The following is a 12,983-nucleotide window of genomic DNA, read 5'->3' on the forward strand; positions in this document are numbered from 1 at the left end:
ATGAAACTACGGTCAGTGTTACTGATACAACTTAAGCATGGCGCAACGCGTTATCTAGTGATGGGTCTTGGGGTTGCCGGTTTTGCGTATGCGAACAGTCAGACGGCTCAGGTCTTTTATACGTTTCCTTGGTTATTGATTTTGCTCAGCGCCATTTTGACGCCCTTACATACGGCGCGGCTGGGGGTTCAATATGGGTTGAATCGGCGGCACATGGTCAGTGGTGAACTAAGCGTCGCCCTTGGCAGTGCCATGTGGTTCACTGCGGTACTTTGGGTGACCGCTAGTTTGATGGCGCCGCGCACGGTGATGTTTTACATCGATCGCTATGGGGCCTACGACCTGCGCGGCGTGTACCTATTGCTTGGCACGCTGGCAATGACGCTCACCGGCGCTCTACTGCGGGCTTATCACAACAGCCTGAAGCTGGTCGTCCCTTTAGCACTGCTTGGCGGGATGATCAGTGCCGAAACTTTTCCCGGCGCTAAGCCGGCCGGGCTGCTGGCCAAATTCTTATACCGGCCAGCTACCCCTAGTGGCCAGCCTTGGATGAGCATATTGCTGCTCGCCTTACTTTGTCTCGGGCTGGTGGGGCTGATGCTTTGGGCATACCGGCGCTTTGAATTGCGACCAAGTGAAGTGGCACGGCCAACCTAATGAGGGCGTGAGCGGCGCTGGTTGCTGACCTGAATGCATCAAAAAAATCGACTCGGTCACGGGTCGATTTTTGGTAAACTCATTTGATTGCTAGCGCAGCTTGAATTTTGGCGTCAAATTGCCGCCATCGGTAATCACGAGCAAACTGCACTTCTTCTTTGAAGGCTGCTGAGGTCGCCAATTCAGCCTGGTGACTGAAGTAAACAAGCCAGCCGCCATAATCATTGGCAGGTAAATTTAGCCGCGCGTAGGTCAGTACGGCGGGTAGTGCCTTTTCGTCGGCCAACAACGCGGCATGGCCAAATGCTTGCGGCGAGGGGGCATCATCCAACTCGGGCGAACGCCAGATCAGCTGGCGCCAAAAGCTAGTCCAATCCGGCGCTAAGGTCAGCCATTGGTCGACTTCAGTATCGATGTACCGGATGCTAGGCGGGTTTTGCGCCAGATCAAAGCAAAAGTACCGCGCCTCGGTTTGGGCAAAGGGCACCAAGTTCGCCGGCAGCGGCGCCTCAAGCCGCGGCCCAATGGTGGCGAAGGCGTGAATCAACGCCCCGTCGATGGCATCACTGGTAGGCTCTGGTGTGGGGAAAAAATACCGCCGCGGCCACTGGCCGGTAGCGACCAGGGCATAATAGTCAGCAGGAATTGCGGCCAGTTGCGGGATGGTGGGCAAGCCAGCTGGCGGCGTCACTAAGTCAGGCCATTTGAGCATGATTATCGCCTCATTTCAATGTCTATCTTACCAAAGGTGGAAGGCGCGCAGGGTGGTTTTGAAGTATAATCGGAAGGTAAGGAGAAGGAGTCATGACGATGCGGAATACTTTGGTCTATGTCCATTATGAACCACTGGCGAATATGTTCTTAACCGCCGGCATTTCGGCAAGCGATGTGCTGAATTCAGCGCCGACGCCGTTTCGCCATTTACTACTTTTACCGCCGGTGGATGAGGATGAATTCATCGATCCTCACACCGGCTTCAATGAGGTCAGCGGCGAAGAAGCGGTCAAGACGTTCATGCGCAGCAAAGCCGCCCGCACGCGCAGCTGGCTGGATTACCGCCATGCCAATTACCTGCGGGAACTGTTGCCGACTGAAATTGCGGAACTGCTTTACCTTGGGTTCACCAAGACCCATATCACCCCGCCTTATTACTATAAACTGCAAAATCAGCTGGTGTTCTTGCCGATGCCTAATGACATGGTGACGATGTATTTCCGCACCACCAAGCGTTTCAGCCAGACGCTGGCGACGGCGATTGTCCGACATTTACGGCTGGCCGCCAATGATCAACCGTTTTGGCTCCGCCTGCGCGCCCAGCATTTCCCGGCGGTGTCGACGACGGTGTTGGCCGATTTGTTCCCACTGTTTGAAGAAGGCGTGCTGCTCGACTTCAGCCGGGGGCTGTTCAGCCGTGATCAAGTTAAAATTCCGCTTTACCAGGTGCAAAATCGCTTCGTCCCTGAACAGCCACTTGATCAAGATGGCCTTAAACGCGTCGGGGAGCTGAGTTTGATTCGCGAAACTAACCAGTGGCAGCTGCGGCTGCGGGAAAAAGTAGCAGAGCGCTGAGCATTGCGCTACAATATGAACGCTGTGAATTTTAAGGATCAACGCTAGGAGAGTAAGTCATGAAAATGAAGTTAAGCGAAATCGCTCGGGTTGTGGGGGCCGAGTATTCGGTGCCAGATTCTTTGGCGCCGACGGTGACAGGCGTCGCGTTTGATACGCGCAAGCTCCAACCCGGCGATTTATTCATCCCGCTGCAAGGTGAGCGTGATGGGCACACGTTCATTTCAAATGCGGAAGCCAAAGGCGCTTGTGCGACTTTTGTGGCCGCCGACCACGCACCAGCTGCGACCCGCCTGCCGCAACTGGTGGTCGAAGATCCCTTGGCCGCGCTAAATAAGCTGGCGCGGTATTACCTGCTGATGAAGGTTAATCCCAAAGTGGTGGCCATTACTGGCAGCAACGGGAAAACCACAACCAAGGATATGACGGCGGCGATTTTGGCCACCCAGTATCACGTCATTAAGACGCAAGATAATTACAACAATGAAATCGGGGTGCCGATGACGATTTTGGCCATGGACACCAATACCGAAGTGCTGGTCGTTGAAATGGGCATGGATCGCCCCGGCCAGCTGCATGAACTGAGTAACCTCGTGGCGCCTGATGTGGCAGTGATCACAATGATTGGCGAAGCGCACATCGAGTTTTTCAAGACGCGGGATAAAATTGCCGATGCCAAAATGGAAATCACCGATGGCCTCAAGGAAGACGGCTTGTTCATTTATAACGGCGACGAGCCGCTGCTACGCGAGCGGGCTGAACAAGTGACCCAAGAGCAAAAAACCTTTGGCCTTGAGCCGGAAAACATGCTTTACGCCCGCGACATTGAAGCCGGTGAAACGCACACCGAATTCTCCTTGTCCCGCTGGCCAGATTTGCGGTTCTCGATTCCGATGATGGGCGAATGGAATGTGGCCAACGCCTTAGCCGCAATTCTGGTGGGCCGCCGCTTCCATGTGAAGCCAGAAGCCATCCAAAGTGCCTTGCGCGATTTTCCGGTCACCAAAAACCGCACGCAATGGGTGATGGGGGATGCCGGCGAGTCGATTTTAAGCGATGTCTACAACGCCAATCCTACGGCGATGAAGGCAGTGCTGGGCGACTTCGCGAAATTTCCATGTCAAGGTCGCCGCATTGCCGTGCTGGGGGATATGCTTGAACTGGGTGAAGCGTCGGCCGCTTTGCACGCCAGCGTCGCCGAAGCTTTGGATCCTAATCAGATTCAGGAAGTCTATCTCTACGGGGATGAAATCGTCAGTCTCAAGCAGGCCTTGAGTGAAAAATATGCTCCAGAGCATGTGCATTATTTTCCGAAGGCTGAACAGCGCCGTTTGATTGTGGCGTTGCAAGATACCGTGATGCATGACGACTTGGTCATGCTCAAAGCCAGCCATGGGTTGCACCTGGAAAATGTGCTCCAGGCGCTAATTGACGGCACGAGTGAATAAGCAAAAAGCGGCCAGCGTGCCGCTTTTCTTGTACTCAAGCGTTGGTTGATAGGCAAAATCCTGCGTGCCGGCTAGACTGAAAGCAACCTCAAAGCAAGAGGCACCGGCCAGACATCACCGACCGGCAACAAGGAGGAATTTCACATGCAAATTTTCGATGCGCAACATATTGGTCAACAAATCGCAACGGCCCGCAAAGCTAAAAACATGACGCAAAGTGCGCTCGCCGATCAGCTCGGCGTTTCCTATCAAGCGGTTTCCAACTGGGAACGGAGCCAGAGCCTGCCTGATATCGATAAATATGCTCAGCTGGCTGAAGCCCTAGACCTGGATTTGGCCACGCTGATTGGCTCTCAGGAAGGCGCGCACACTGTGGTCGTCATCAACGACGATGACGCCGCAGTTGATAGCACCACGTTAACTGCCGCCGCGCCAGTGATGAAGCCCCAAGCCGTCGACGCCAAAGCGGCCAAAGTTGACTTGCCGCTGGATAAGCTAAAAATGGTGGCGCCATTTTTGAGTGAAGCCACCTTGGTCCAGCATTTGGCAACGCAAAAGCACGAAGCTGGGTTTAAAGACGCGTTAGTGCAACTGGCGCCTTTCATTGGCCGGGCGAATATCGAACCGCTGGTGGCGGATTTGGCTGTCACCAAGGAGGCCGATCAGGCGCTGTTATTCAAACTAGCGCCATTTCGCACTTATGATGCTAATGACGAAACTGCGAAGGCCATCTTGGCGCAAACGCACAGTCTTAAAGCGGTGAAGAAGTTGTTCCCATTCCTAAGCAAACCAACTTTGGATGACTTGTTCACGCAAGCGGCCCAGGCCGATTCACTGGATAAAGGACTTACCGCGATGGCGCCGTTTGTTTCTGAAACCGCGGTTGCCGCGCACGTTAAAGCCTTGCTGCAAAACGGCGACAGTCAAGCGGCGCGCGCGTTCATGCCCTTTCTGTCTGATGCGGGGTTGCTAGGGTTGATGAACTAACGAGTTTAGCTAAGGCTAGTGCGGCGTTTGGCTGCTGTACTGGCCTTTTTTGATGCCGCCGAGCCCGGACTGGCGGTGAACGTCGGCTGATCTCCACAGCCTTAGTTGCGCTCCGGTCGGCCAACGCCGGTGCAGTTTGATCAGTCTGTAGCGCTAGCGCGTACAGACTGACATGCGGCAGCAGCTACGCCCCGAGCCTTAAAGCCAAAACCTGGCTTTAATGCTCGAGGCTAGGCTATCTGACCGGCTAAGTACGGCCGACCTCCGCAGCCTGCTTACAGCCTTGGTTTGTGTTCACTGCTTATTCGTGGTAAGCTATTTGAGATGCTTTTCAGAAAAAGGCATGTCAGAAACTAGAATATTTACAAAGTCAGGGCCCCTTACACTACGCTCTGGTTTGTAAAAGAGCGTGTGGTGAACACACAAGGAGGAACTTGCTTGAAATTTAAAGAATTAGGTCTCGATCACGATTTGCTGAAAGCTATCTCACGGTCTGGGTTTGAAGAAGCAACACCGATTCAGGAACAAACCATTCCGCTGGTACTGCAAGGCAAAGATGTGATTGGCCAAGCGCAAACCGGGACGGGGAAAACTGCCGCCTTCGGTTTGCCGATCTTGCAAGCCATGGACTTAAGCGATCGGTTTGTCCAAGCACTGGTCATTTCCCCGACCCGTGAACTCGCGGTCCAGACGCAAGAAGAACTGTACCGCCTCGGCAGCGACAAGCACATCAAAGTCCAAGCCGTTTATGGTGGGGCTGATATTCGGCGCCAAATTCGCGGTTTGGCGGATCACCCGCAAATCGTTGTGGGGACGCCAGGGCGGCTACTTGATCACATCAACCGCCACACCCTGAAGTTGGCCAACTTGAAGACGTTGGTGCTGGATGAAGCGGATGAAATGCTCGACATGGGCTTCATCGAAGACATTGAAAAAATCGTGGAACAGGCACCAGAAGGCCGTCAGACCTTGCTGTTCTCAGCCACGATGCCGCAACAGATCATGAAGTTGGCGAACAAGTTCATGCACGAACCGGTCACCGTTAAAATTAAGTCCAAGGAATTAACCGCCGACACTGTGGAACAATACTATGTGCGCGCGAAGGATTATGAAAAGTTTGATATCATGACCCGCTTGTTCGACGTTCAGTCCCCAGAGTTGACCCTGATTTTTGGCCGGACCAAGCGGCGGGTGGATGAATTAACTCGCGGCTTGAAAGCCCGTGGCTACCGCGCTGAAGGCATTCACGGTGATTTGACCCAGCAAAAGCGGATGAGCGTGCTGCGTCAGTTCAAGGCCGGTGAGCTTGATTTTCTCGTTGCCACCGATGTTGCGGCTCGTGGTTTGGATATCAGCGGTGTGACGCACGTCTACAACTACGACATTCCCCAAGATCCCGACAGCTATGTTCACCGCATCGGCCGGACTGGTCGGGCCGGGAAGAAGGGCGTTTCAGTAACGCTCGTGACCCCGAACGAAGTCGAATACCTGCACTCCATTGAGGATTTGACCAAGAAGCGGATGCTACCACTGAAGCCACCGACAGAAAAAGAAGCCTTCATCGGCCAAGTTTCAACTGGGCTTGAAACCATCAAGGGTCAGATGACCGATACTGACGACTTGGAAAAGTATCAGCCAATGGCCGAAGGGTTGCTGGAACAATACAGTGCCTTGGATCTGGTCTCGGCATACCTGAAGGCCGTTTCGCCTGAAGATGCCTCTGCGGTGCCAGTTAAAATCACCCCAGAACGGCCGTTGCCTCATCACGGTCATGGTCGTGGCAATTATCGTGGCAACAACAGTCATGGCGGCTATCGCGGCAACAACCGCAATGGTCACAACAGTGGTCGCGGCAAGCGCGACTTTGACAAGAGCCGGCGTTTTTCTGAAAAACGGTCGGAACGTCAAGGCGCCAAGCGCAGTTTTAAGAAGTAACCGAAAGCTCGTCTCTGCGGAGGCGAGCTTTTTTGTTCTAAGGCAGTGCGGTTGGCCTTCGCTACCTGTAGTTGCGCTCCGCTGGGCAACGCCCGTGCGCTTAGCCTAGCGTTAGCCCTCGTCGCAAAAAGCGCGCCAATGGCTAACGCTAGGCTAAGCGACGGACTAAATGCGCCCCGCTTCGCAGCCTCTAGTTGCGCTGCGGTTGGCCAATGCCGGAGTGGATAGCTACGACCAAGGCCTCGCCGTCCAAGTACGACGGTAATGCCTTGGCCTAGGCTATCCATCCGGCTAAGAGCGGCCACCCTCCGCTACCTGTAGTTGCGCTCCGCTGGGCAACGCCCGTGCGCTTAGCTACGCATTAGCCCTCGTCGCAAAAAGCGCGACAATGGCTAACGCTAGGCTAAGCGACGGGCTAAATGCGCCCCGCTTCGCAGCCTGTAGTTGCGCTGCGGTTGGCCAATGCCGGAGTGATTAGCTACGGCAGTTGGCCCGCCACCAAAAAGCGGTGGCAAACCAGCTACCTAGGCTAATCATCCGGCTAAGAGCGGCCACCCTCCGCTACCTTTAGAATTCATGCCACGATGAACAATTTTCAACCCGATGCGCCAGACATGAAGACCCTTCAGGCTTATAATGAAAACAACACATGAGAAAGGGTGGGCGCGATGATTGCTGGTTTAGGCATCGACCTAACCGAACTGGCGCGGATCGAAGCCGCGCAGAAGAAGAATACTGGCTTTGCAAAAAAGGTGCTGACCCCCAACGAGTACGCCCAATTTGCCAAGTTTAGTGGCGCACGGGCAGTCGAGTATTTGGCGGGGCGTTTTTCGGTCAAAGAATCCTACGCCAAGGCGTATGGTACTGGCTTAGGCCAGGTTCAGCTGCAGGATGTGGAAACGCTCGATGATGACAAAGGCAAACCCGTCATCACCAAGCATCCGTATCCAGGCCAGGCCCTAGTGTCGATTTCGCACACCGCCACCTTAGTGATGACAGAAGTGATTTTGGAGGCTCAAGCATGAGTATGGTAACCGCAACCCTGCGCCCTAGTCGCGTGGAAATCAATGAAACAGCAATTGCCCATAACGTTCAGCACGCCATTGCCGGGCTACCTGATCACACCGCGCTTTTCGCGGTGGTTAAGGCCGATGCTTATGGCCATGGTTTGTTGCGGGTGGCGCGAATTGCCCAGGCTGCCGGTGCTAGCGGCTTTTGCGTGGCCGTCCTGGATGAGGCGCTAGCGCTGCGCCGCGCCGGCTTTACGCTCCCGATTCTGGTGCTTGGGATTATTGAGCCAGAATATGCCCCGCTTGCCGCAGCTAATCATATTGCCGTGCCAGTGGGGGATGCGTCTTGGCTGAGACACGCCGAAAAGGGCCTGACTGAGGAAAATCTGCCCCCTTTGGCCATCCACTTGGCGTTGGATACTGGCATGGGCCGCATTGGTTTTCGCACGCTGCCAGCGCTGCAGGAAGCGCTGAGTGTGATTGCCGGGCAGCCGGCCTTTCATATTGAGGGGTTGTTTACGCATTTTGCCACCGCTGATGAGCCGGATCCGACTTACTTCAAAATGCAAGTTGAGCGCTTCAAAACTTTCCTCGCTGCGTTGCCTGAGCGACCAAAGTACGTGCATGTGGCCAACTCCGCCACGAGCCTGTGGCATGCCGCGTGTGACTGCAACCTGGTGCGCTATGGCGTGGCCATGTATGGGCTGAATCCTTCAGGCCGGGCGATTGCGGACACCCCGTACCCGTTAGAGCCGGCGTTGACGCTGAAGTCTTCGTTGAGCTTTGTGAAACAGATTGAAGCCGGCGAAGCAGTGTCTTACGGGGCCACCTATCACGCTGCCCAACCTGAGTGGATCGGCACCGTGTCGTTGGGCTATGCGGATGGTTGGCAGCGGCGCCTGCAAGGTTTTCACGTGTTAGTTGACGGGCAGGCCTGCGAAATCGTTGGCCGCGTCTGCATGGATCAATTCATGATTAGACTCCCGCATGAAGTGCCAGCTGGTACGCCGGTGGTGCTGATTGGCCAAAGCGGCGCCGCCAGCATCTCGCTGCAGGATGTGGCGGATTATGCCCACACGATTCACTATGAAATCGCCTGTGGGTTAAGCGAACGCCTGCCGCGGGTGTCGGTCGCCCCCTTCAACGCGTAATCAGCAAGCAACCGCCTCAAATGGGCGGTTGTTTTTTCTTATCCCTGTGATACGATGAAATAAATTGGAGAACAGGGGGTCTTGAAATGGACGCAGGGGATTTAATCAAGTTGGACCAGCCATTAGCCGAGTTACTTGACGCGTACTGTCGGGGCAATGGCGTCGACGAACAAACCGTCGTAGCACTAGCGCTGCGCCGTTTTTTGACCGATGACGATCCTGCATTAGCCGCTTTAATCGCTGGCTATGTTAAAATGGGAGCGTTGAATGCGCAAATCGCCAACGAATTCACGGTTTGCGAAAGTGAAGCGTTGACCGAAAGTTGGTAAAGGAGGGGGCTATGGTCGTTGTTAAACGCGGAGACGTCTTCTTCGCCGACCTATCGCCAGTCATTGGCTCGGAGCAAGGCGGGATGCGCCCGGTTTTGATCATTCAAAACGATGTGGGTAATCGCTACAGTCCCACCGTGATCGTGGCGGCGATCACCTCCCGCATTGCCAAACCCAAGATGCCCACGCATGTTGGCCTTTTGGCAGAGGAAGATGGCATCGAGCGCGATTCGGTGATTTTGCTGGAGCAAATTCGCACCATCGATAAGCAGCGCCTCCAAGACAAGGTCACGGCTTTGACCCCGGCAAAAATGAAAGCGGTCGATACGGCCCTCGCCATTTCGGTAGGACTGAAGGTCGTCTAAACATAGAACACATCACATCTCGCTGCGGCGAGATTTTTTTATTTGGGAAGAATCAAAAACCGCCTACCACACAATGAAGTGCGGTAGGCGGCAGCGGTCTAGCGAACGCCGGCGAGCAGCGTGGCAATGTTATTCAAAGCATCGGTCACGATTTGCATGGCATCGGGGTCGATTTTGAATGGTGGTAGCGTCTCATCCGTGTAATGCAGGATGGCGGCGGTGCGCGCAATCATGTCATACCAGTTCTGGAATGGCATTTTGTTGATGGCACCAGACACCGAGGCTGGGGCAATTTGGAGCAGTTGGTTGATGACCAGCTTCGTTTGGGCGAAGGTTTCGTCAGGCACCTCGGCCATGTCCGCCGCCTTAGCGGCTAAATGCGCCATGCGGTCAGCGGCATTAAGGACGGGGTTATTAAACGGTTCGCTTTGCGTGTTTTGACTTGGGCGATCGTCCAAGAGGTATTTCTGCAAGCCCACCATAGCAAAGAGTTGCAGCTGATCACCGAGTTGACCGCCGATGTTCGGCAACTTGTGAATCCCGGTGGAGGCGACTTGGTCGGGGCCAAAAATCATCGCCGCATGACTGACAAAGTCGCTGTATTGAACACCAATCGTGGTTTTGGAATCCGTGGTCCGGAACATGAAAATCACTTCGCGGCCGGTTTGGGCTTTGACGTAGGCATGCAGCATCCGCGCTGCCATGGCCAGTTGTTCGTCGGTGATTTCACTGCGCTGGTCCATGACCACCCGCACTTTGGTTGGCTTGCTTGGCAAGGCATCCAAAATCCGGAGTAAAGCAGCGACATACGGGTACAAAATGCCAAAGCTCAGGCTGAAGTTGCCAGTATCCGAAAGCGGGGAGTACACCGCGTAGGTTTGCGCGCCGGCATTTTTGGCGTGGCGCAGCATCGCTTCCAGCTGGTCGCGGGCTTTGCCACGGGCCTTGACTTCATCGCCAGGCTGCCAGCCGAACGGATACAGCGTCTGCATGAACGGTACCAACGCCTGAGTGTCATCGGGATCAACCACAGTCGCGCCGATCGACATGTTCCGCTGGTAGTCAGACCCGCCGCCGAATGATTCGTCCATGTAAATCATAATGGTCGTTTCCTGGCGGACAGGGTGAATATCAGTGTGATCAATCGTTTGAACGGCGGTTTGACTGGTTGGTTCCGGTGTCGGGGTCGTGGTAGCCGACTGAGAGGCCACTGGTTCGGTGGTGTTGCGGGCAAGTTTAGCCGGACGGCGGCCGCGGCGTTGCCGTTCATGCTGCTGCTCGTTGTTTTCACGTTGCGCTTTATTCTCGGCTTTTTCCGCTGCCGCAGGCTTGGTTGCAGGCTGTTCAGTGGCGGGTTTGGTTTGTGCCTGGACTGGCGCCGTTTGCTTGGCTGCTTGCTGGCTGTTGCGCTGCCGGCGCCGGTTGGGCTTTTGATTGTCCTGAGTTTCTGTTGCCGGACGCACAGGTTTAGTGCTGGTGGCGGCGGTTGCCGCCTGGCTTTGCGCTTGGCGGTGTGTTGGCCGGTTAGCCGCTGGTTTTGCTTGCGCTTGGCTGCGCGGCTGGCGCCGAGGTTGCTTGTTGGTCTGCTTGGCTGTTGCGGATTCTGCCTCCTTGCTTTGGTCAGCGGAAGCCGCGTTTTGCTGTTGCCGTCCCTGCTTGGCTGGCTTAGCAGTTGACTTCGCCGCTCGTGGTTGGCGCGCCTGCTTTGGGGCAGGCTTTTCCGTCTGCTCAGGCTTGGCTTGCGCCTTGGACTTCGCGGGTTGGCGCTTGGCTGGGGCTTTGGCTTGCTGAGCGGATTCGGCTTCTGCCGAGTCGAAAATCGTGAAACTGTTCTTTTGTTGTTGGATCGGGTGTTCCTCGATGAACCGGTTGATCTTGAAGGTGATCGGCCGACTCATCGTAGTCTCTTTCAGTGCTTTACGCATGCTGGAAGGTGAAATGCCGATCTGCTTGGCCGCCTGAGTCAGACTGAGATGTTCTTGGGTCATGATCTGCTTCAGTCGGTAAGCTGTCGCTTCTGTCATCTTATGCCTACTTTCTTTGAGAAGATTGTGGTCAAGTTTGACCACTCCCTTTTATTGTACGGCATCGCGTGCGGGATGCACACAGAATTTTCTGAAAAGCGCGACTGACGGTGGACAGCCGCGTTATTTCGTGGGAAACTGGAGCGTCGTGGTTCGCAATCCATCCCACGCTAAAAAACTAGGAGGCATTATTGTATGAAGAAAAATACCACCAAGGCTTTGGTCACCAATGCGTTGATCGTTGCCTTGTACGTCGTCTTATCCTGGGCCCCAGGGGTGTTTAATCTCGCCAGTGGCGCTATTCAATTCCGGCTGTCGGAAGCCCTCAACCATCTGGTGGCCTTTGACCGGAAATACCTGTTCGGCGTTGTGGTCGGCGTGATTGTCTATAATGCGTTGTTCTCGCCGATGGGCTGGCTGGACGTGTTGTTCGGTGGCGGTCAAAGCTTGCTGGGCCTCGCCGTAGTGGCTTGGGCCGGTCAGCACCTGCCAAAGGTCTGGCAGCGTCAGGCCTTGGCTATCGTCATGATGACAGTCAGCATGTTCTTAATTGCCATTGAGCTCGTTTGGACTGCACATCTACCATTTTGGGTCACCTATGGCAGTCTGATGCTGTCTGAACTCGTGATCATGGCGATTTCGGCACCAGTGATGTATGTGATCGATAAAACCGTGCATTTTTCCAGATATGTGAATTAAAACCAAAAAGCAGGCGTCTACTTCCGGCAAGGAGGTAGGCGCCTGTTAGATTCACTAGATTTCTTCGTCAATGCGCAACGGCTGACCGCTTTGCAAATCATCGATCTCCGCTACTCGGAAGCCTTTGCGTTCAAGGCGGGCGACGCATTCGTTAAGCGTATTTTCATCAATACCGGCTGGCAACGTGAATAGGGTGCGGCGGACGATTTCGTCCTGCTTAGCATCGAGCGTCAAACAGCCGGAAATGGACACGTATTTAGCCAAAATCTTGCTCATCGCCGCCAAGTCGCCGCGGGCCCCAGTGGACATCACGGTTAAGACGTATGAGCCGACATCAATGTTCCAAGACTCGGACAGCATGGCCAAAAGCCGGGCGTGGGTCAGGATGCCATAGAAGTTGGCATTTTCATCCAGCACTGCGATGTAAGGCAGGTCTTTGATGTTGAAGAAGACCTTGAAGAACGGGGCATCAATGGGAATCGTTTTGGTGGCGTTTTTCAGCAGGTAAGTCACTGGCAACGTCATATCGCCGCCTTGTGATTTGTGGCGATAGATGTGCATTTTATAAATGTTGCCGCGGAAAATCTGCCCGCTTTCGTCGACAATCGGTACGCAGCGGAATCCAGAATCTTCTAGCGTCTTGAGCGCTTCTTCTAGCGTGACGGTTTCCTTAACCGTCGTCAACGCGTCCTTTTTCTGGATGAGTGATTTGATGACCATGATGTTTCCTCCAAGCTCCCCAATTTGAACATTAAAACTTTCTCATTCGTCCATAATACCACAGACCTGCGCTGCTGACACGTGCTACT

At 54.6% G+C, this 12,983-nt stretch carries 13 protein-coding genes and 1 riboswitch; of the genes, 10 read left to right on the forward strand and 3 right to left on the reverse strand.

What is annotated here, in order from left to right:
• On the forward strand, positions 1–657 hold the full coding sequence (locus EKM90_RS02565) for a hypothetical protein (RefSeq protein ID WP_125579491.1): 657 nt from the start codon (positions 1–3) through the stop codon (positions 655–657).
• A gap of 79 nt (positions 658–736) precedes the next feature.
• Here EKM90_RS02565 and EKM90_RS02570 read toward each other — a convergent pair whose 3' ends face one another.
• On the reverse strand, positions 737–1,369 hold the full coding sequence (locus EKM90_RS02570; protein WP_125579492.1) for an SMI1/KNR4 family protein: 633 nt from the start codon (positions 1,367–1,369) through the stop codon (positions 737–739).
• Between the two features lie 98 nt (positions 1,370–1,467).
• Here EKM90_RS02570 and EKM90_RS02575 point away from each other — a divergent pair, with 98 nt between their 5' ends.
• From EKM90_RS02575 to EKM90_RS02610, 8 genes are all read left to right on the forward strand, one after another.
• Positions 1,468–2,226, forward strand: a complete 759-nt coding sequence (locus EKM90_RS02575) for a hypothetical protein (RefSeq protein WP_125579522.1) — start codon at positions 1,468–1,470, stop codon at positions 2,224–2,226.
• 59 nt (positions 2,227–2,285) lie between these two features.
• The gene (locus EKM90_RS02580) at positions 2,286–3,674 is read left to right on the forward strand and encodes a UDP-N-acetylmuramoyl-tripeptide--D-alanyl-D-alanine ligase (protein WP_125579493.1); all 1,389 of its coding nucleotides are present in this window, start codon (positions 2,286–2,288) and stop codon (positions 3,672–3,674) included.
• Between the two features lie 144 nt (positions 3,675–3,818).
• The gene (locus EKM90_RS02585) at positions 3,819–4,661 is read left to right on the forward strand and encodes a helix-turn-helix domain-containing protein (protein WP_125579494.1); all 843 of its coding nucleotides are present in this window, start codon (positions 3,819–3,821) and stop codon (positions 4,659–4,661) included.
• Positions 4,662–5,099: 438 nt separating this feature from the next.
• On the forward strand, positions 5,100–6,596 hold the full coding sequence (locus EKM90_RS02590; RefSeq protein ID WP_125579495.1) for a DEAD/DEAH box helicase: 1,497 nt from the start codon (positions 5,100–5,102) through the stop codon (positions 6,594–6,596).
• Between the two features lie 668 nt (positions 6,597–7,264).
• Positions 7,265–7,621, forward strand: a complete 357-nt coding sequence (acpS, locus tag EKM90_RS02595; RefSeq protein ID WP_125579496.1) for a holo-ACP synthase — start codon at positions 7,265–7,267, stop codon at positions 7,619–7,621.
• Between the two features lie 2 nt (positions 7,622–7,623).
• On the forward strand, positions 7,624–8,757 hold the full coding sequence (gene alr, locus EKM90_RS02600) for an alanine racemase (RefSeq protein ID WP_125579523.1): 1,134 nt from the start codon (positions 7,624–7,626) through the stop codon (positions 8,755–8,757).
• A gap of 86 nt (positions 8,758–8,843) precedes the next feature.
• The gene (locus EKM90_RS02605; protein WP_125579497.1) at positions 8,844–9,086 is read left to right on the forward strand and encodes an antitoxin; all 243 of its coding nucleotides are present in this window, start codon (positions 8,844–8,846) and stop codon (positions 9,084–9,086) included.
• Between the two features lie 11 nt (positions 9,087–9,097).
• Complete coding sequence (locus EKM90_RS02610) at positions 9,098–9,451, forward strand: type II toxin-antitoxin system PemK/MazF family toxin (protein ID WP_125579498.1); 354 nt, start codon at positions 9,098–9,100, stop codon at positions 9,449–9,451.
• A 98-nt stretch (positions 9,452–9,549) separates the two neighbouring features.
• On the opposite strand, the gene EKM90_RS02615 is transcribed toward EKM90_RS02610, so the two are convergent.
• On the reverse strand, positions 9,550–11,475 hold the full coding sequence (locus tag EKM90_RS02615; RefSeq protein ID WP_125579499.1) for a DUF3800 domain-containing protein: 1,926 nt from the start codon (positions 11,473–11,475) through the stop codon (positions 9,550–9,552).
• 142 nt (positions 11,476–11,617) lie between these two features.
• Positions 11,618–11,663, forward strand: a riboswitch (PreQ1 riboswitch).
• A gap of 7 nt (positions 11,664–11,670) precedes the next feature.
• Here EKM90_RS02615 and EKM90_RS02620 point away from each other — a divergent pair.
• The gene (locus EKM90_RS02620) at positions 11,671–12,174 is read left to right on the forward strand and encodes a QueT transporter family protein (RefSeq protein ID WP_125579500.1); all 504 of its coding nucleotides are present in this window, start codon (positions 11,671–11,673) and stop codon (positions 12,172–12,174) included.
• 54 nt (positions 12,175–12,228) lie between these two features.
• Here the strand turns inward: EKM90_RS02620 and cbpA are convergent, their stop codons facing one another.
• A complete protein-coding gene (cbpA, locus tag EKM90_RS02625; protein WP_125579501.1) occupies positions 12,229–12,894 on the reverse strand; it encodes a cyclic di-AMP binding protein CbpA in 666 nt (221 codons plus the stop codon).
• Positions 12,895–12,983 lie beyond the last annotated feature (89 nt).

Origin of the sequence: Lacticaseibacillus suibinensis (assembly GCF_003946175.1) — a bacterium.
Classification (GTDB): domain Bacteria; phylum Bacillota; class Bacilli; order Lactobacillales; family Lactobacillaceae; genus Lacticaseibacillus; species Lacticaseibacillus suibinensis.